At 38.2% G+C, this 19,047-nt stretch carries 22 protein-coding genes and 1 pseudogene; 16 read left to right on the top strand and 7 right to left on the bottom strand.

Annotated features, from left to right (window positions below):
- Nucleotides 1-425: 425 nt before the first annotated feature.
- On the bottom strand, nucleotides 426-752 hold the full coding sequence (locus tag NST21_RS25245; protein ID WP_235566018.1) for a hypothetical protein: 327 nt from the start codon (nucleotides 750-752) through the stop codon (nucleotides 426-428).
- A gap of 314 nt (nucleotides 753-1,066) precedes the next feature.
- On the opposite strand from NST21_RS25245, the gene purT reads away from it, so the two are divergent.
- Nucleotides 1,067-2,224 carry a phosphoribosylglycinamide formyltransferase 2 gene (gene purT / locus NST21_RS25240; RefSeq protein ID WP_340891981.1) on the top strand — a complete coding sequence of 386 codons (1,158 nt, stop codon included), beginning with the start codon at nucleotides 1,067-1,069 and terminating at the stop codon, nucleotides 2,222-2,224.
- Between the two features lie 65 nt (nucleotides 2,225-2,289).
- Here purT and NST21_RS25235 read toward each other — a convergent pair.
- A pseudogene (locus tag NST21_RS25235) lies at nucleotides 2,290-2,498 on the bottom strand (SDR family oxidoreductase); the annotation flags it as partial.
- A gap of 145 nt (nucleotides 2,499-2,643) precedes the next feature.
- Between NST21_RS25235 and NST21_RS25230 the strand changes: the two are divergent.
- The 9 genes from NST21_RS25230 to NST21_RS25190 all read left to right on the top strand — a co-directional run bounded on the left by NST21_RS25230 (nucleotide 2,644) and on the right by NST21_RS25190 (nucleotide 8,685).
- Complete coding sequence (locus tag NST21_RS25230) at nucleotides 2,644-4,017, top strand: alkaline phosphatase (RefSeq protein ID WP_057219221.1); 1,374 nt, start codon at nucleotides 2,644-2,646, stop codon at nucleotides 4,015-4,017.
- A 20-nt stretch (nucleotides 4,018-4,037) separates the two neighbouring features.
- Nucleotides 4,038-4,682: a DUF4352 domain-containing protein gene (locus NST21_RS25225; protein ID WP_157443873.1), complete on the top strand. Its 645-nt coding sequence runs from the start codon at nucleotides 4,038-4,040 to the stop codon at nucleotides 4,680-4,682.
- Between the two features lie 108 nt (nucleotides 4,683-4,790).
- Nucleotides 4,791-4,943, top strand: coding sequence for a YpzG family protein (locus NST21_RS25220; RefSeq protein ID WP_201187107.1), 153 nt, complete (start codon nucleotides 4,791-4,793; stop codon nucleotides 4,941-4,943).
- A 345-nt stretch (nucleotides 4,944-5,288) separates the two neighbouring features.
- Nucleotides 5,289-5,663 (top strand): nucleotide excision repair endonuclease, encoded by a 375-nt coding sequence (locus NST21_RS25215; RefSeq protein WP_053348790.1) that lies wholly within the window; start codon nucleotides 5,289-5,291, stop codon nucleotides 5,661-5,663.
- A 156-nt stretch (nucleotides 5,664-5,819) separates the two neighbouring features.
- Nucleotides 5,820-5,990, top strand: coding sequence for a hypothetical protein (locus NST21_RS25210; protein WP_161804980.1), 171 nt, complete (start codon nucleotides 5,820-5,822; stop codon nucleotides 5,988-5,990).
- A gap of 323 nt (nucleotides 5,991-6,313) precedes the next feature.
- Entirely contained in the window at nucleotides 6,314-7,507 is a 1,194-nt protein-coding gene (locus NST21_RS25205) for a GTP-binding protein (RefSeq protein WP_340891980.1), read from the top strand.
- 24 nt (nucleotides 7,508-7,531) lie between these two features.
- Entirely contained in the window at nucleotides 7,532-7,681 is a 150-nt protein-coding gene (gene rpmG, locus NST21_RS25200) for a 50S ribosomal protein L33 (protein WP_053348792.1), read from the top strand.
- 128 nt (nucleotides 7,682-7,809) lie between these two features.
- The gene (gene rpsN / locus NST21_RS25195) at nucleotides 7,810-8,079 is read left to right on the top strand and encodes a 30S ribosomal protein S14 (RefSeq protein WP_053348793.1); all 270 of its coding nucleotides are present in this window, start codon (nucleotides 7,810-7,812) and stop codon (nucleotides 8,077-8,079) included.
- 246 nt (nucleotides 8,080-8,325) lie between these two features.
- Complete coding sequence (locus tag NST21_RS25190; protein WP_340891976.1) at nucleotides 8,326-8,685, top strand: hypothetical protein; 360 nt, start codon at nucleotides 8,326-8,328, stop codon at nucleotides 8,683-8,685.
- 178 nt (nucleotides 8,686-8,863) lie between these two features.
- On the opposite strand, the gene NST21_RS25185 is transcribed toward NST21_RS25190, so the two are convergent.
- The gene (locus NST21_RS25185) at nucleotides 8,864-9,250 is read right to left on the bottom strand and encodes a VOC family protein (RefSeq protein WP_056523096.1); all 387 of its coding nucleotides are present in this window, start codon (nucleotides 9,248-9,250) and stop codon (nucleotides 8,864-8,866) included.
- Nucleotides 9,251-9,634: 384 nt separating this feature from the next.
- Here NST21_RS25185 and NST21_RS25180 point away from each other — a divergent pair, with 384 nt between their 5' ends.
- From NST21_RS25180 to NST21_RS25170, 3 genes are all read left to right on the top strand, one after another.
- Entirely contained in the window at nucleotides 9,635-9,904 is a 270-nt protein-coding gene (locus NST21_RS25180) for a DUF1292 domain-containing protein (RefSeq protein WP_056523102.1), read from the top strand.
- Nucleotides 9,905-10,131: 227 nt separating this feature from the next.
- The gene (locus NST21_RS25175; protein WP_057219225.1) at nucleotides 10,132-10,560 is read left to right on the top strand and encodes a cell wall hydrolase; all 429 of its coding nucleotides are present in this window, start codon (nucleotides 10,132-10,134) and stop codon (nucleotides 10,558-10,560) included.
- 148 nt (nucleotides 10,561-10,708) lie between these two features.
- Entirely contained in the window at nucleotides 10,709-12,175 is a 1,467-nt protein-coding gene (locus NST21_RS25170) for a PAS domain-containing sensor histidine kinase (protein ID WP_340891973.1), read from the top strand.
- Nucleotides 12,176-12,213: 38 nt separating this feature from the next.
- On the opposite strand, the gene NST21_RS25165 is transcribed toward NST21_RS25170, so the two are convergent.
- Complete coding sequence (locus tag NST21_RS25165) at nucleotides 12,214-13,206, bottom strand: NADPH:quinone oxidoreductase family protein (RefSeq protein ID WP_340891971.1); 993 nt, start codon at nucleotides 13,204-13,206, stop codon at nucleotides 12,214-12,216.
- 160 nt (nucleotides 13,207-13,366) lie between these two features.
- Here NST21_RS25165 and NST21_RS25160 point away from each other — a divergent pair, with 160 nt between their 5' ends.
- Both NST21_RS25160 and tnpB read left to right on the top strand, forming a co-directional pair.
- Complete coding sequence (locus NST21_RS25160; protein WP_057219229.1) at nucleotides 13,367-13,807, top strand: peptidylprolyl isomerase; 441 nt, start codon at nucleotides 13,367-13,369, stop codon at nucleotides 13,805-13,807.
- 399 nt (nucleotides 13,808-14,206) lie between these two features.
- Nucleotides 14,207-15,412 carry an IS200/IS605 family element RNA-guided endonuclease TnpB gene (gene tnpB / locus NST21_RS25155; RefSeq protein ID WP_340891969.1) on the top strand — a complete coding sequence of 402 codons (1,206 nt, stop codon included), beginning with the start codon at nucleotides 14,207-14,209 and terminating at the stop codon, nucleotides 15,410-15,412.
- 176 nt (nucleotides 15,413-15,588) lie between these two features.
- Here the strand turns inward: tnpB and NST21_RS25150 are convergent, their stop codons facing one another.
- Both NST21_RS25150 and NST21_RS25145 read right to left on the bottom strand, forming a co-directional pair.
- Entirely contained in the window at nucleotides 15,589-16,527 is a 939-nt protein-coding gene (locus NST21_RS25150) for an oxidoreductase (protein WP_057218433.1), read from the bottom strand.
- A 151-nt stretch (nucleotides 16,528-16,678) separates the two neighbouring features.
- The gene (locus NST21_RS25145; RefSeq protein WP_340891966.1) at nucleotides 16,679-17,449 is read right to left on the bottom strand and encodes a TSUP family transporter; all 771 of its coding nucleotides are present in this window, start codon (nucleotides 17,447-17,449) and stop codon (nucleotides 16,679-16,681) included.
- A 238-nt stretch (nucleotides 17,450-17,687) separates the two neighbouring features.
- Between NST21_RS25145 and NST21_RS25140 the strand changes: the two genes are divergently transcribed.
- On the top strand, nucleotides 17,688-18,470 hold the full coding sequence (locus NST21_RS25140; protein ID WP_056523112.1) for a TrmB family transcriptional regulator: 783 nt from the start codon (nucleotides 17,688-17,690) through the stop codon (nucleotides 18,468-18,470).
- 146 nt (nucleotides 18,471-18,616) lie between these two features.
- On the opposite strand, the gene NST21_RS25135 is transcribed toward NST21_RS25140, so the two are convergent.
- The gene (locus NST21_RS25135) at nucleotides 18,617-18,979 is read right to left on the bottom strand and encodes a hypothetical protein (protein ID WP_340891965.1); all 363 of its coding nucleotides are present in this window, start codon (nucleotides 18,977-18,979) and stop codon (nucleotides 18,617-18,619) included.
- Between the last annotated feature and the right edge of the window lie 68 nt (nucleotides 18,980-19,047).

Raw genomic sequence — 19,047 nt, 5'->3', positions numbered from 1 at the left:
ACTCCGGGTCTTTAGGGGAAGAGCTTTTAGTCTTATAAACTATTAGACCGGAAACGATGAGGGCTGCTTCAATAATAAGGTAAAGTTTAAATTTCCTTATTGATTGCATGATTAACTCGTTTTTAAGCCTAAAAGTAACGATTTTTCTCCAGCATTCGTATTGCTTAAATTGCAGCCCTTACCTAAAAGGTATACTAATAGTTTTACGGTAAAGAAGCTTGACTCCTTTAGCGCTAGTATCGGCCCCACCTACGCCAGATACATTGACGGCCACGCATGCCATCCAACCTAAGTTCATTATAATAGAAAGCGCTTACATTTACAAAAAAATCGTAGAACAAATTTCGACATCTACTCCTGTATACCCACCTTAGTGAAGGGAATTTGACTTCTCACTGAGGTGGGATTCTTTAGTGTTAACCATGTTAACGAGCGATGAATTCCTGAAGTTTTTTTGTTAGGCCGCCATTGCCAAATTTAATGAACTTTGTCTTTCCAGCTTCCTGTTCTGGAGAAGTAGCAAATTCCAAGAAGGCTAAAAGGTTGATCCGACGGTTAAGGATATGGATGATACCATATTCATAAAACCAATTATCAATCGTATTGTAAACTCCTTTATTCAGCGAATATTGCTGCTGGCACCATTGAAAAAATTTTCTATCAGGCAGATGTAGGTACTCCATCTCTTCTAAGCGGGTATTTTTTTTCTCCTTCATAATAGGGAACATAGGCCTTAGTAATTCTTTTTGCAAAGTCAATTCCTCCCTCATTTGATAATAACGAAAAGGCCCCCTATTCATGTTGTTGAATAGAGAGCCTCTAGTGAACTAGTCAGCCGATATATTTTATTATATAAAACCAGCATAAAACATATTAATCTTAGTTGTCAAGTGTGAATTAAATACAGGTTTTTGTGTTAAGTGTTTTATTTGTTAAAAAACCTGTATTTATTACGTTCACTTGCTATTAATAGAGAAAAATAAATGAAAAGACGAATAAAATTTTGTGTTTATTCATTTATAGTTCGTATATAATGGTTTTGAAGACATAGAGGGGGAGAGACTGGATGTATAAATCGAAAAAGATTTTATTATTAGGTTCGGGTGAATTAGGTAAAGAGGTCATTCTTGAAGCACAGCGTCTTGGTGTAGAGACCGTTGCCGTAGACCGCTATGAACAGGCACCTGCAATGCAAGTTGCTCATCGAAGTTATGTCATCGATATGCTGGATGCGAATCAGCTTAGGGAAATTGTTGAAAAAGAACAACCCGATTTAATTGTGCCGGAAATTGAGGCTATTGCCACATCTGAATTAATCAAATTAGAGGATGAGGGCTTTCATGTCATTCCAACAGCAAGAGCGGCTAAGTTAACAATGGATCGTGAAGGAATTAGAAGGTTGGCTTCTGAAACACTAGAGCTTCCAACTGCTGCTTACAAATTTGCTGATACATATGAAGAATTTGTCCAAGCTGCCAAAGAGATTGGATTTCCTAATGTCGTAAAACCGCTAATGAGTTCTTCAGGGAAAGGGCAAAGTGTCTGCCGTACGGAAGATGATCTTGAAGAATGTTGGCAAATTGCGATGGAAGGCGGCCGGGTTCAAAATGGACGAGTGATAATTGAAGAATTTATTCGTTTTGATTCGGAAATCACGCTCCTTACTGTTCGTGCAGTAAATGGAACGATGTTTTGTGCTCCAATCGGTCATATTCAGCAGGGTGGGGACTATATTGAATCTTGGCAACCTCATAATATGACAGAAGCACAAATCGTAGAGGCGAAAAGAATTGCCCAAGCCATTACAGATGAACTTGGAGGATACGGATTATTTGGGGTAGAACTTTTCCTATCTGGAGATAAAGTCTATTTCAGTGAAGTTTCTCCACGCCCGCATGATACAGGGCTAGTGACATTAGCTACCCAAAATTTATCGGAGTTTGCCCTGCATGTAAGAGCAATTCTAGGGTTTCCAATTCCAGAAATCACGCTGATTACTCCAGGAGCCAGCCGTCCGTTAAAAGCGCCAGTCGAGTTATCGGAATATTCTATAGTTGGTGTTGAACAAGCTTTGGCTTTGCCGAATACACAAGTGCGCGTCTTTGGAAAACCGGTCACGAAGGTTGGTAGAAGGGTAGCTGTTGCTTTATCTTCCGCCGATTCAGTCGAAATTGCGCGAGTGAATGCAGCCCGTGCTTTGGAATGTTTAAAGGTAGAGAAGTAATATTAAAAAGCGCTCTGGAATAGAGCGCTTTTTTTTACTTTAGACATGATTGTCCATCTCCATGGTTAACCCATATTCAAGCTGCCATCCACAACTAAGTTTGACCAGTTACAGCCCGGCTCCAGGGGGATGTGAAGAATAACACAGCATCGGCTGCCTCTTCAGGGGCAGTCACTTTTTGGAGTGGAGTACTTTCTCTTATCATCTGGAAAACCTCATCTGAAGTAGCAGAACTGGCATCCGTTTGTTGAAGCAGTCCACCTGGAACTATATTACGATGACTCCGTCTTTTCCTAATTTGTATTTACCCTGTCTTAACAATTAAACCGCTGCATTTTTACATTTCCTTGACACTAGGTTCATCTTCTTCCCTTATAGTTTAATTAAATATACGAACTAATTTATGGGAGGTCATTTTTTTGAAGAGTAAATTGAGTAAAAGATTTTTGCCTATTACCCTCGTTTCTGCCTTAGCAATTGGAAGTTTAACATGGTCCGCAACTAATGAAGATGCGTTGGCAAAGGAAAAATCACAAAAATCACCTGAAATTAGAAACGTCATTTTCTTGATAGGTGACGGCATGGGTGTTTCCTATACCTCCGCTTACCGGTATTTAAAAGATAATCCTGCTACTTCAGTGGCAGAAAGGACAGAGTTTGATAAATACTTGGTTGGTCAGCAGATGACATACCCAGAGGATTCTGCACAAAACATAACGGATTCAGCTTCAGCAGCAACGGCGATGTCTGCAGGTGTGAAAACCTATAACGCTGCAATCGCTGTTGATAATGATAAATCTGAGGTCAAAACGGTGTTGGAAGCTGCAAAAGAAAGAGGAAAAGCGACTGGACTTGTTGCGACTTCGGAAATCACTCATGCTACACCAGCCTCCTTTGGTGCACATGATGAAAGCCGGAAAAACATGAATGCTATTGCAGATGATTATTATAAGGAATTAATTAATGGCAAACATAAAATTGACGTCCTGCTAGGTGGTGGGAAATCCAATTTTGTCCGACCGGATATTGATTTGACGAAAGCCTTCAAAAAAGATGGCTATAGTTATGTAACCGATAAAAATCAAATGCTAAAGGATAAAAATAAACAGGTACTTGGTTTGTTTGCTCCAGAAGGACTTCCGAAAATGATTGATCGTCCAAACGAAACTCCTTCTTTGAAAGACATGACAAATTCAGCCATTCAGCGTTTGAACAAAGATAAAGATGGGTTCTTCTTGATGGTTGAAGGAAGCCAAGTCGATTGGGCTGGACATGATAATGACATTGTAGGTGCGATGAGTGAAATGGAGGACTTTGAAAAAGCATACAAAGCCGCCATTGAATTTGCGAAGAAAGACAAGCATACCTTAGTAGTTGCGACTGCTGACCACTCTACTGGAGGATTCTCGATTGGAGCAAAGGGTATTTATAACTGGTTCGGTGAACCGATTAAGGCTGCTAAACGAACACCTGACTTTATGGCTGATGCGATCGTAAAAGGCGCAGATGTAGAAAAGACTTTAAAACAATATATCGATCAAAATAAAGTCAAGCTAACTAACGATGAAATCAAAACGGTTTCAGATGCGGCTAAAACAAAAAATGTGACGAACATCGACAACGCTATAGAAGCAATATTTGATAATCGGACTAATACCGCGTGGACAACTGGCGGTCATACAGGTGAAGATGTACCGGTCTATGCATACGGTCCATATAAAGAGCGCTTTGCCGGCCAGGTTGATAATACGGACCAAGCTAAGATCATCTTTGATCTATTAAAGAAAAGGTAATGAATTCTGGGAGGGATTCCATGAACAAACTAATTATTGGTGCCCTTTTATTAACCACATTTGGTGCGCTTAACACTCAACCAGCTTTTGACGAACAGAAAGGGAAAGAAAAAACGGAGGAAGTTGCACAACCATTGGTGAAAAAGGATGTCTATGTTCCGAATCCACAACTTCCTGATGATATTAACCTGAAACAAATCGGCCAAACGGTTTCCGATGCAAAAGGTGAACTTACATTAAAGGCCTATAATAAGGCAAATGAGTCTCTGAAGGTCGGTCCGATTGAGGTAGTAATCAAAGATATAAAGGTGATGCATGCCTTCCCGGATTACAGTATGATTGATTTCTTTCATGGATACACACATGATGACGAATTCGATATCGTAAAAGTGAATGTTGAAATCAAAAATACTTCAGATAAAAACGTTATGTTCTCCCCGGTTGCTTTTCTGGAAACTGACAGTGGGAAACATATGACATGGGAAGATGACATCTACTTAGAAGAGCTGAACGGGGAAATAGAAGGAAATGGCTCAAAGCAGGGGAACATTGGTTTCATTCTAAGTGCTAAAGATGTGAAGGGAATTTCCTTTATGACAAGTGATGCGATTGATAGTCAAGGGAAGGTCCTTTCAAAAGGTAAGTCCATGGAATTTACTTTTTAATAATAGTGGTGTATGAATGCCTTGCAAAAATCAAATACTAGGACATGTGATAGGGATGACCTATCACGTGTACAGAATATCCAAATCCTATTGATGAGGTGATACAGAATGAGTTATAAAGATCAATTAGATCCACATTCTCAAAAGTTTCACCATAACTGGACAAGACCTAAGCGTTCCAAGTCTCAAGTAAATGGCCATACGCAAGAATCGCAAACAAACATTAAACTAAAAAGTAATGCAAAGGCTCACAAGTGGTAACGGATATTTCTGATAAAGAAGGAGACTCTTAACGGGTCTTCTTCTTTATATGTTGGGGTAAAGTATGCATAGGACCGTGATATAGGTTTTTAATATATGTGTTCTTTCGCTGATTTCCATGATTGCAATCTATATCGCTTATAAACGTTCAAATAAGGCATGCATGGCTTTTCCTTCATAATTATGATAACATTTACCTTTAGGAATAAAGCAGAGCCGGGCCGTAAATTTGCAGGCGTTGACACAGGGCGCAGCAATTTTGGTTTTGTGCATATTAACCATCAAAGGGGAAACAGGCCCAATGTTGGAAGTTTTACCTTACACAAATAGAGGACGTGATTTTTAATGATAAATATTGAGATCCCTGCAGCGGATATAAGCATTAAACAAAGGAAACAAGTAATAGAGGGAGACGAAGCGATCATCCCAGAAATTTACGGTTTCATTGATTTTCATTTAATTCCCCGTGATAAAGGCGGCATCATCATGTTTTATAACGAAAATGATGAGCTGATTTTTGTCGGTAAAGCACGTAAATTAAGACAAAGAGTCAAAAAACATTTCGAGGATAATGTTTCTCCAATTAAGTTACACCGTAATGAAGTCAAAAAAATTGACATTCTTGTTGTAGAAGACGCAATGGAACGTGAAATCTATGAAACGTACATGATCAACAAACTTCATGCAAAATACAATATCGACAAAGTGTTTTATAAATAATAAGAATCAACTATGAAAGCTGACTGCCTATGCAATCAGCTTTTTTGTTACATCTAAAGTACAAAAATAAGTCCGTACATTTACAGTTTCTTGATGTTAGGTTAACATTGTTGGTTTATATTTGAAGTATTCCAATACATTTTCAGGAGGTTGCTATTGAAGAAAATACTTTGTAAAAAGGTGTTAGTTATCTCGGTAGGGACAGTGATTGCCTTTGGGAATTTAACGTGGTCCGTGTCACAAGCTTCTAAACTGGCGAAACAGCGAGAGATTGAATCTTTTGAACAAGAGACAGTAAAATCTTCAGAGTTGGAAATGGCGGAATAAGAACATAATCCAATAAAATATTGGATATGAGAGTACAATAAACTAAAAAAACGCACTGGAGGTTCTTTACACATGCTGTTATGTGTGATTGGGCCTCCATTTATTTTTGTTTTTATTTTTATGATTCTTATACTATTAAAAAAGGTGTAATAGAAGGAAAAATGAAATTAATAAATATTTTGAAAAAAACTTGCAAATAGTAATGATTACGTTTTATTATAAGGGGGTGGATTTAAACAGAAAGTAATTCCATGGAATAAATCGTAATGATTTTGATTTGTGAATGGATTTAAAATGCAGATATGTTTAAGGAGTGTTTGTGAATGCGAAATAAGAAAATCCCCGTTACGGTTTTAAGTGGATACCTTGGTGCGGGAAAGACGACGCTGCTGAATCATATCCTTGAAAATCGAGAGAATCTGAAGGTTGCGGTCATCGTCAATGATATGAGTGAGGTCAATATTGATGCGTCCCTTGTCAAACAGGGAGGGTTTACTCGGACAGATGAAAAGTTGGTGGAAATGCAGAACGGTTGCATATGCTGTACACTTCGTGAGGATTTAATGATTGAAGTTGAAAAGCTGTCCACAAAAGGTAATATCGACTATATTGTGATTGAATCGACTGGTATCAGTGAACCCGTTCCAGTCGCTCAAACCTTCACGTATGTTGATGAAAACGTGGGAATTGATTTATCAAAATTTTGTCGGCTCGATACGATGGTTACCGTTGTTGATGCGAAGAACTTTTGGCAGGATTACGCTTCAGGGGAAACTCTTATTGATCGAATGCAGGCAACCGATGAGGACGATCAGAGGGAAGTGGTTGATCTATTGATTGACCAAATAGAGTTCGCTAATGTGATTCTTTTAAATAAAATCGATTTAATGAAAGTAGAAGAAGTTGCGGAATTGAACGCGGTTCTTCAAAAAATAAATCCTGATGCGCGGATCATTGAAACGAGTCATTCCCAGGTGCCGCTAAAAGAAGTCATGAACACCCATCTGTTCGATTTTGAAAAGGCAAGCCAAGGAGCAGGCTGGATAAAGGAATTAAATGAAGAGCATATTCCAGAAACCGAAGAATATGGGATAGCCTCCTTCGTTTACAGAAGGAAAAAGCCATTTCATCCATCGCGGCTGATGACGTGGTTAGAAAGTTGGCCGGTGGAAGTGGTGCGGGCAAAGGGCTTCCTTTGGTTGGCATCGAGAAATGATACAGCAGGCCTGCTATCACAGGCTGGACCGTCATTAATGATCCAGGAAGCAGGTAAATGGATTGCAGCTTATCCTAAAGATGAACAACAGCAGATATTGCAGGATGAACCTGAATTGTTGAAAAGCTGGGATGATCTTTACGGAGACCGGATGACGGAACTAGTGATGATTGGCATTCAAATGAAACAACAGGAAATCGAAAATGAATTAGATCAATGCTTATTGACTGAAATAGAGTTGCAGCAGGATTGGTCTCTGTATGAAGATCCATTACCTGCTTTTACGGAAATAGTTCATTAAAAAACTAAATAGGAGGAAACAAAGATGAGAGTAAACATCACTTTAGCATGCACAGAAACAGGGGACCGAAATTATATCACAACGAAAAACAAGCGGAATAACCCGGATCGAATCGAATTGAAAAAATACTGCCCGCGTTTAAAGAAACACACGCTTCACCGTGAAACGAAATGATTTTGAGATTTAAATCGTAATGATTATGTTTTATAAAGAAAGATAGGCAGCGGAACGAATCGTGAACAGTTTATAGAATTATATAACCTAAATAACATTCGCTATATTTTAAAAAAGGAGAGATTCAAATGGCGAAAAAATCTAAAGTAGTAAAAGCACAAAAACAGTTGGCGATGGTAGAAAAATATGCAGAAATCCGTAGGGAATTGAAAGAGAAAGGGGACTTTGATGCATTGGCCAAACTCCCACGCGACTCTTCACCAACACGTGTTCACAATCGTTGTGGAGTAACAGGAAGACCGCGTGGGTATATGCGCAAATTTAACATGTCACGTATTGTTTTTCGAGACCTCGCTCATAAAGGACATTTACCTGGTGTCAAAAAGGCAAGCTGGTAATAACGGGGATAAAAGCAAAGGTGATTCAGGGGTAGGGTCCCTTGAATCATCTTTATTCGTAATAGTCATCACACCACTTCCTTTTTTATTTCATTGAATCCTGTATCGAATGTTCCTGGATGTGGTGGTTCTTGTATGCAAAACTTCTGCTTACATCGTTTGGAAAATGGCTTCAATTATTAAGAGATTTCCTTTTCCTTTGGTTCTTCATATAATTGAAGAATTATAGGGAAGAAGGAATGAGTAATGGGACATATATTTTGGATGATTTATTTAGGAATATTAGGAACGGCTGCGATTGGTTTTCTCATTAAAGGTGCTTATAAAACCTCTCTTGCAAAAATGGATTTTGTCATTTCGATTATCACTTGGGTAGGGTTATTTGGGTACATAACGAAAACCTCTATCCTTACACCTCTGGTATGGAAATTCGTATTTGTTGGTTCTTTGCTATGGGATATTATTTTCAGTTTTATGAGCAAAGACTACAATAGTGATAAGAAAGCGGAAGAATTACCTGATTCTATTAGTAAATTATTGACTGCAATCACATTAGTCGTCTGTCTTGGACCGTTATATTATGGGTTATTCAAATATGCATTCTAACAGCTAAACCAAAAAAGAACCTGTAAGGTTCTTTTTATTTTGGTTAAAGAGAAGGGGGATTCCTTTAGTAGGTATGATATAGCTATATATTTCAGCATTGTTGTAAAAGAGAGGTGTTTTTTTATGATGCAACGCAAAGAAAGCAGAAGTTTTAGCAACTCTGCTTTTTTATTAATAATTATCTTTGGAAAAATTCAATCCATTCTTTTTCTGGTCCATATATGTAGAAATAGCGATAACCATTGGGCAGGGTAACAATTTCTTGATCAATTAGCTCGACGTTTTCAAAGCCTTGAATCCGAGCATATTCTTCTTCTATATCATCGACACTAATGGCAAAATGATGAATTGTTGCTTCGGATGGCAGCGTGTCGCTATAACCTTGAATTAATTCAATTTCTGTTTCGTTTGAATCATTGTATCCAAGGAATGCTAGTTGGATTACCCCATCAGTATGTGGCACCCGCGATTTCAATTTTAAATCTAAAACATCCTGATAAAAGGTTATGGATTTTTCAAGATCTCTAACAACAACTCCAATATGATCGACTCTTTTTATAGCCAAGGATATTCCTCCTTCTGTTTAGGTGCAATATGCTAATATTAGTATATATAACATTATTCGTTATAAAATTACAATTTGAGGTAGTGTTTGTCTGATTATTAAAAAAATGATTAATGAAGGAAGAATGGACTGGTAAATCGTGAAAAGTGATCGATAAATCAATAGACAATACTTAATGAAGAAAAAGTATTGTCTACACATGTATAGTGGAGAAGTCATTTGTTAAGGACAGGGGAATACGAAAAATATATTGAGGCTATAGTGACATATTTCACAGAAAGAAAAGAATTTATCTTTTTGTAAGCAAAAATTTGTTTCTATATGAAATAGTAGATATACTATGGGAACAACGCCATTATTAATGGATATGAGAGGAGAGATATTATGGGAAAAATTCGAGAAGGTGAAGTTTTCACCCTTACTGATGACAATGACGAGGGCCATGAAGTTGAAGTTCTGGGATCATTAGATGTAGAAGGAACGGAATATGTAGCAGTAGGCTTGCTTGAAGACATTGAAGAAGATACAGAGGAAGATATCGATATTTTCTTTTTCAGAGTCGAAGGTGAAGGAGAGCTAATCGATATCGAAACGGACGAGGAGTTCGAAAAGGTATCCTTAGCGTTCGAAGCAGCTTTTGATCCGCAGGATTGATGGGAAAATGGAAAAGACGGCACATTAGGTGTCGTCTTTTTTATATGTATGAAAAGTACTGGCCCCGCCTTCGCCAAATACCATGATAGCCACGCGTGCTATCCACCCTTACATAAGTATAGTGCCGCATTGTTGATAGGACATGTAGTGTGTATGTAGGTTTTGTTAAATCAAGAAGTCATTTTTCTACCTACTAGGCATAGGATAAAAAAAGTGGAGGTGATAGGATGGCCGTTGTAAAGCACACTGACGCCGATCTAGCCTTATTGGCAAGATTGCTTAGAGCAGAAGGCGAGGGTGAAGGTGATCAAGGCATGCTGATGATCGGTAATGTAGGGGTCAATCGGATAAGGTCGAATTGTTCCGATTTCAAAGGGTTGAGGACGATTCCAGACATGATTTATCAGGAACATGCCTTTGAAGCTGTGCAGAAGGGGTATTTTTATCAACGAGCAAGAGAGAGAGAAATAAGACTTGCGCGTCGTAGTGTAAATGGTGAAAGGATATGGCCTTCAAAATTTAGCCTATGGTACTTTCGGCCACCGGGAGATTGTCCGGCAACCTGGTATAACCAGCCTTTAGTAGGGCGTTTTAAGCTTCATTGTTTTTATGAACCCACAGCTGAAGAATGTGAGAATATTTATAATACATTTTAGGAAAGAGGCTGAACCTTATATGGAGGTTTGGCCTCTTTGTGTGTCAAGTATGTAATCAAAATATCATATGATAAAACTAGCAAATGATTTACTGATACTGTAAAATTGAGACAGTAAATTTCCGGATAAGAAAGGAATAAAAAAATTGATGAGTAAAAGGCTTATTAATTATGGGCAAAGGCAAATGGGAGAACAGTCGGAGGAAATCACAGAGCAACTTAAGTCTTTCATGGAGAATAATGCGGACGCCATTTCTATCGTTGATCTGGAAGGAAAAACCCTTCAAGTTAATTCTGCTTTTGAAGATTTTTTTGCTTGGAAAAATGATGAAATAATAGGTAAGCCGTTTCCGATTATTCCTGAATTCTTGAAGGAGTCAGTAAATGAATTGCATAGCCAGGTTAGGGAAGGGGAACAAAAGAAAGGCTTTGAAACGGTTAGACAAAGAAAAGATGGCCAGTTAATCAATGTGAGCATCTCCCTTTTTACTATCCGAGACAATAAAAATGAGCCGAGTGCATTGGCCTTCGTTTATCGGGATATCACGGATCAAAAGCTTGCTGAAGCTGCCTTGAAGGAAAGTGAAGAAAGGTATCGCAGTTTAGTGGAAGTATCACCTGAAGCGATTTTTGTGCATCGTAATGGGGTCATTGAGTATATGAATCCTATGGGGGCAAAAATGCTAGGTATGGATAGTGTAGATGATATTATTGGCATGTCCGTTTTTCAGTTCGTTCACCCTGATTCTCTAGAAACTGTAAAAAAACGAATCAAGATAATGAGAGACGATTATAAAGCAGTTGATTTATTGGAGCAAAAGTTCATTAGACTTGATGGACAAGAATTTTATGGAGAAACACTTGGCCTTCCGATTATTTATAAGGACCGTCCAGCCATACAGGTGTTTTGCAGAGATATTACCGAGCGTAAGAAAACAGAAGAAATACTTTGTAAATCTAACATGCTATCTGCGGTGGGGCAGATGGCTGCGGGTATTGCACATGAAATAAGGAATCCGTTAACAACGGTTAAAGGATTTTTACAACTATTGAGAGAAAGCCCCGATAAAAAGGACTATCTTGAAATGACTGTAAGTGAAGTTGAGAAAATTGAAATTTTAGCCAATGAATTTTTGAGTTTAGCAGAGCCTGAAGCGAAGGTTTGGGAATCGATTCAGCTTACCGATATATTAGACAGTGTAATTATGTTAGCCGAGTTTCAGGCGATAATAAATGACGTTGAAATTATCAAAGAATATAAAAAGGATTTTGCATGGGTCCTTGGTGAGCCTACTCAGTTAAAACAGGTGTTTACTAATGTCGTTAATAATGCGATAGAAGCAATGCCTAAAGGAGGCAAACTTCATATTCAGTTAAAATATGAAGAGGAATCCATAGTTATCTCCTTTATTGATCAGGGTAGTGGAATCTCAGAAGAGCGTATAAAGCATTTAGGACAGCCTTTTTATAGTACAACGGAAAAAGGAACAGGATTAGGACTCATGGTCAGTACTAAAATCATTCATGAGCATAAGGGTGAAATCCAATTTAGTAGTGAAGTAGGAAAAGGAACTATCGTTGATATCATTCTCCCTATCGATAAAAATTCACAATGAAAAGTGACGAGAAGTCAATGCTCTCGTCACTTTTTGGTTTATAGTTTAACGATTGTTCTGCCTCTTGCTTCCCCTTTTAAAAGGGTAGGAAGGACATCCGGTAAATCTTTAAGGGTAATTTCCTGTTGTATGAGATGTTCTAAATGTGCCAGCTTAAAATCGGTAGCGAGTCGCTGCCAAACCTTCAATCTCGTATCCATTGGGCAATTCACGGAATCAATTCCGAGTAAATTAACACCTCTTAGGATGAATGGAAAGACAGTAGCTGGTAGATTGGTACCTGCTGTTAATCCACTTACCGCAACAGAACCTCCGTATTGAATTTGACTAAGGACAGAAGCAAGTGGTTCTCCGCCAACTGGGTCAACCGCACCACTCCACTTTTGTTTGCCTAGTGCCCGAAGCTTGCCATTGTAGACATCTTCACGTGATACAATTGTTGAGGCACCAATTTCCTTTAGGTACCCGTGTTCTGATTCTTTTCCTGTACTCGCCTCAACCGAATAGCCAAGCTTGGAAAGTATCGAGACCGCGAAGCTGCCGACCCCACCTGTTGCACCAGTTACGAGAACACTTCCTTGATCAGGAGTGAGGTTATTTTCTTCTAGACGGAGAACCGATAAGGCCGCAGTAAAACCAGCCGTCCCGATAACCATCGCTTCTTTCAATGTAAGGCCCTCAGGAAGTGGAACAATCCACTCTGCAGGAACGCGGGCAAATTCACTATAGCCCCCGGATTGGGAAACGCCGATTCCATAGGAAGTCGCAATGACTTCGTCTCCCTCTTTAAAACGGGAATTCTCTGATGAAACGACAACACCAGCTAAATCAATTCCCGGAACAATTGGATAGTTTGTGACTATGTTTCCATTCGGAATGCTAGCTAGGCTATCTTTATAATTCACACCTGAATAATGAACGCGGATGAGCACTTCGCCTTGAGGTAAGTCATCAAGTGTTAGTTCCTGAATGCTAACGGAAAATTGGTCCTCTTGCTTGTCCACGACTAATGCATCAAATCGTTGTACCATAATTAGTTCCCCCTTTGATTTAAATCATTCTAATTATATAAGAAAAGACGGTAAGCTGTATAATGATTGAATTCAAAATAAATGGCTCTATCTTTTCTTTCTTCTTCTAAAAATGTTACTATAAGGTTTGATTCAGTTTATATTAAAGGAGATGTTTTACATGGCTAAAAAAGGATACATACTTATGGCAAATGGAGAAAAAATCGAATTCGATCTTTTCCCGAACGAAGCACCAAACACAGTAGCTAACTTCGAAAACTTAGCGAACACAGGATTTTATAACGGCGTAGTATTTCACCGTGTCATCCCAGGTTTCGTAAGCCAAGGTGGAGATCCAACAGGTACAGGTGCAGGCGGAAGCGGCACACAAATCAAGTGTGAAACTGTAGGAAATCCTCATAAGCATGAAGCAGGCAGCCTATCTATGGCACATGCTGGAAAAGACACTGGCTCAAGCCAATTCTTTATCGTTCACGCACCGCAACCACATCTTAACGGTGTCCACACGGTATTCGGTAAAGTAACATCTGGACTTGAAACAGCTAAAGCTATGAAAAATGGCGACAAAATGGAGAAAGTCGAAGTTTTTGACGCTGAATAATGGATGTAGAAAGAGGAAGCATTATGCTTCCTCTTTTTTTTGTCTTAAAATCCATGTTAGTGTGGACCGCATAGCATATCTGGAAAGAAGATGAGAGGGGGGAGCCAACAGCTAATCAAAAAATTGCTTGTCTTTTTTTCGTCAAATCAGGATCTTAGACTTTCGTTGAGAATATTTGATATAAAGTAGTTTTTTTTCAATTTTAAGCATTTACCGCCCCTCTTTAATGTTATTAGTATCTTTCCTTTATCATTTCCCGCCAGAAGACTCCCTCTTCAAGCGTGTGAAGGGCGAGAGCCCAGAGGTAAGGGGGAGATGAATGGCGGTTGGCATAAGCCAAAGTAATCTTTTGACAAACATACGTTCGATAGTTAATAATAACATAAGGGGGTGAAACCAATGGTCGTAAACAAAGCTTATAAATTTCGAATCTATCCAACTAAAGAACAACTAGTTCTAATCAATAAAACGATCGGCTGCTCCCGTTTTGTCTATAACTTCTTTTTAGGCAAACAAAAGGAGAAAGATGCCTACTGGTATATTTGTGAAGAAATGAAGCAGAACGGCCAATTACCCTCTAATGAATGGAAAGGTTCTTTTCTGAATAAATACGCAACAATCAAAGAACTTCCAGCTTTAAAGAAAGAGTATTCTTTCCTGAAAGAAGTAGACAGTATTGCCTTACAGAAATCGGTGGAAAATTTAGCAGATTCCTATAGTCGATATTATAAAAAGCAAAACAAGTCACCACGCTTCAAATCGAAAAAGAATCCTATCCAGTCCTACACGACTAAATATACGAATGGAAATATCGGAATAATTGGAAACAAAATCAAATTGCCAAAACTCGGTCTAGTTCGTTTTGCTAAAAGCCGCGAAGTCGAAGGGCGAATCATCAATGCCACAATCAGGCGGAACCCTTCGGGTAAATATTTCATTTCCGTTTTAGCGGAAACCCATGTACAAGTACTTTCTAAAACGAATCGTTCGTGCGGTGTAGATGTTGGTTTGAAGAATTTTGCTATTCTTTCAGATGGTACGGTCTATCAAAACCCAAAATTCTTCCGGACGGTCGAAAAGAAATTGGCCAAAGCACAACGGATTCTTTCAAGGCGACAAGAAATAGCCTTGAATCAAAATAAACCATTGGCTGAAGCCAAAAACTATCAAAAACAAAAACGAAAAGTGGCTATCCTACACGAAAAAATTTCAAATGCCCGAATGGATTACTTACATAAAGTTTCTACCGAAATCATCAAAAACCACGATGTTATTGGAATGGAAGACTTGCAAGTGTCGAATATGATGAAAAATCACAAACTAGCTAAAGCTATTAGTGAAGTATCTTGGTACCAATTCAAAAAAATGTTGGAATACAAAGCAAAATGGTATGGTAAACAAATCGTGACCGTATCTAAAACGTTTGCTTCTAGCCAATTGTGTTCTAGCTGCGGTTACCAAAATAAAGACGTTAAACATCTGAATCTTCGTGAATGGGATTGTCCTTTTTGTTCTACTCACCACGATCGAGATATTAACGCAGGACTCAATCTAATGAATGAAGCCATAAGGCTTCTAACCGTAGGAACTACGGGAGTAGCCTAATTAAAAATTGGCCGATAGGCTAATGTTCTTAGGAATCCCCCACTACAATCAGACCGTAAGGTCAATAAGTGGTGGGTAGTTCAAAGGCTCACCCATTCTTTTAAAAAGGGGAAAATAAAAAAGAGCATTGAAAATTGCTCTTTTAACGAATGTTTTATAAGTGATTGACCCGATGATTATTTATTGAATATGTCTGCAGTAAAACTATATTTGACACCTGTCATAGTTTCCGAAATATCCCACAATTTCTTCGAGGTTTCCTCATTATATAAAGTATTAATAATATCGTCTTTTTTAGGAAAGCCTTTTCTGCCTTTCTTTCCATCGGGTCCGATGTATTCTCCGCCTGTTAAGGCAGGTTCAGTCGCGGCGTACAGAGTCGGAAGCGCCCCCATGCTTGCAGGCTGGGTGATAGTTTTGGAAAGAAAGTGGACGAACTTATTTACCGGTTTTCCTGATCCGCGTGACATAAGATTCGTATGAGCAAGGCCAGGGTGACAGGCAACACTAATCGAGTCGGCTTGGTGCTGATTGAACTTGTTCTGTAATTCGCGGGCGAAGAGAAGATTGGCGAGCTTACTTTGCCCATAGTATTTCATCGGTTTATAATTAGTTTCACCATTTAAGTTATCGAAGTCAATAAATCCATTGATGGCGGCTAAGCTGCTTAATGTGACTACCCTCGATTTTGGTGTAGAGAGAATACACGGAAGAAGCAGACCTGTCAAAGCAAAATGACCGAGATGATTGCTTCCTAATTGTAGCTCGAAACCGTCCTTCGTCTTACTGTAAGGCGGGATCATGACACCTGCATTATTGATAAGAACAGAAAGTGAGTCATAGTTTTCCAAATAGGAATCAGCAAAATGACGAATGCTGCTTAAATCACTTAAATCGAGCTGCATCACTCGTACGTCCGCCTTAGGGTAGACGGAGGTAATTCTTTCGACAGCCTTTTCGCCCTTTGAAGTATTCCGAACGGCAAGAATTATCTCGGCCCCTTTACTAGCGAGCACAAAGGCTGTTTCAAAGCCAATACCGCTATTAGCTCCGGTAATCACAATCGTTTTCCCAGTTACATCTACCATTTCTTCACCATTCCACTTTTCACTCATCACCAACCACACCTTTCCACACATTCTATATCTATCTATCATATACCCAAATAATTCCTATATGTCACATTTAGAGGTGTGAAAGAGTGTAATCAAATCGAAAAACATGTTAAGTCTAATTTAACTTAAGGGTAAGCCGGCTTTTAAACGATTACAAAATTTTTATGTAATCAATAATATTTTTTATGATTAAGAAAACAGTAACAAAGATAAATAACACTCTTACATATGCTACTCCTTTCTTTATGGCGAATTTAGAACCTACTAAAGCTCCTACTATCATAGATATCCCCATCGGTATCCCATAGGAAAAGTTGACCGCATCAAGAAAAATGAACATGATGAGCGCCGCAATATTACTTCCGAAGTTTAGAAATTTTGCGTTTCCCGCTGAGTGTAAAAAATCGAAACCAATAATCAAAAAGGCAAATAATATAAAGGATCCAGTTCCAGCACCTAAAAATCCATCATAAAAACCAATTGCAAATATAGTTAATGAAAATAGAAGGGCTTTTTGCAAAGAGAGTTTTTGGTAAGTCGATTCATGTCCCCAGTTTTTCTTTAGAATCGTATAAATAGCAACGGCTATTAAGAGAACTAATACCAATGGCTTTAATAATTCGGGTGAGACAAAATTGACTACCCAGGCACCTAATAAGGACCCTGTGAAAATAAGAGGAAACAACTTTGCTACTAATTGAAAATCGACTTTTCCTGAACGGATAAAGGCAATGGTACTTGTTAAAGATCCCATTGAACTGGCCAATTTATTTGTAGCAATTGCCGCTGTAGGGGAGAGACCTGAAAATAATAAAGCAGGTATAGAAATGAGACCTCCGCCTCCGACTACAGAATCAATAAATGCTGCTAGAAATCCGAAACATACTAACAACAAAAGTGTAGAAATATTAATATCTTCCATCTAAGAAACCTCCGTATCAATAGAATTAAAGACGAACCACTCGCTGATGGGGACTCCTTAATCCAAAGTTATCTACTTTACTAAAAAAATTAGAGTAAGGCATTTTTAGTTACTACTTAAATAGTAACTAAAAAATTTATCCATGTAAATAAGACTTTTACGATTTTATAACTTCTTAACTTTTCAAATTGAGATTTGGTATGATAGATATAACTTACTAATTGCACTAGGAGGTACTATGCAAGATATCATTCAAAAAATTCAGTCTCTAGGATTTAGTCAATATGAAGCAAAGGCTTATGTTTCTTTGGTACGTCAAGGACCAACAAGTGCCTATCAAGTGAGCAAGGAATCAGGAATTCCTAGAGCACGTATCTATGAAATATTAAACGGGCTTCAAGAAGAGGGAATCGTGTTAAAAGAAGAAATTAATGATTCGGTTCAATATTCACCTTTACCTGTCGATGTATTTTTAGAATCTGTTCAAACAAAATGGAACAATACCTATCAATCCATAAGTGATACATTAAAGCAATTTGAAAAAACAGAGCCCATTTCCGATAACCGTGTAATGACTCTTAAAGGAGAACGGCATATTCTATCCTTTTGTCGTACTTTATTACAAAAAGCTGAGAAAAGAGTGATTGTTTCCATATGGGATAAGATGTACGAGAAACTTGAACAAGAGCTAAAAGATACAGCAGCGTATTGTAATCTCAAAGGTATTGTTTTTCAAGTTGACAACCCATTACCAGGGATAGATATTCATCGTAAAACCAGTTATGTAGACAATATTGGAGAGAACAAATGGTTTATCTTATCCATTGATGGCAAGGAGACAATTTACGGCCCCTCTTCTGAAGAAAGAGAAACAGCGTTTTACACAGATGATCCGGTTCATATCAATTTTCTAGAAAACTACATTTGGCATGATATCCTCGTTAACCGACTAGTTAAAAAGGATAATGAAGATGCTGAGAATTGGATATCGAGAGAAAGAGATCAGTTTTTCTCACTCTAGTAGATCCTGTTTTACCTTTGTTTCTAGTGCACAATTCACAAAAAAGCTGATATCTCCAATGTGGTGGGATATCAGCTTTTTTTATTATCTACCTTAGCTTCTGATTCTGTGTTGTTGATTTGTGGATATACATATATTTAAACGATTCAGGATATTAATTCGGATAAAAGGTTTTTTGGAAATTTTATTGGAGTGGGTAAGCTAGAATGATCGCGATAAGACCGGTAAGAAACAATCGTGTGGTCGTGTGAATACACGTCCAACTGTAGAATATGTGAGCTTTTCATTTCCAAATAATACGAAACATCTTCTTTTTGTAAATGATAAAAAGAATAAACTATACCTAAAAGGTCTTTTTCCATTTGCTTGGTTTCAGGCTGATTCATAATATGCTCACTCAACTGCAAAATCGTAACAGATGTTGATCTTGTGATGTCTGTTACTTTTTCTTTTGCATAATCAACTGCATGACTAATAGTATCGGCAAGATTCTTTAAGATTCCGTCCATAAGGGTTTGTATCTCCTTTGTATTGGGGTATGTATAGTATGGGGTACGTGGCTTATGCTTTATGCAAT

Source organism: Peribacillus sp. FSL K6-1552, from assembly GCF_038005205.1.
Classification (GTDB): Bacteria; Bacillota; Bacilli; order Bacillales; family DSM-1321; genus Peribacillus; species Peribacillus butanolivorans.
This window is presented reverse-complemented; position numbering and strand designations above follow the sequence as displayed.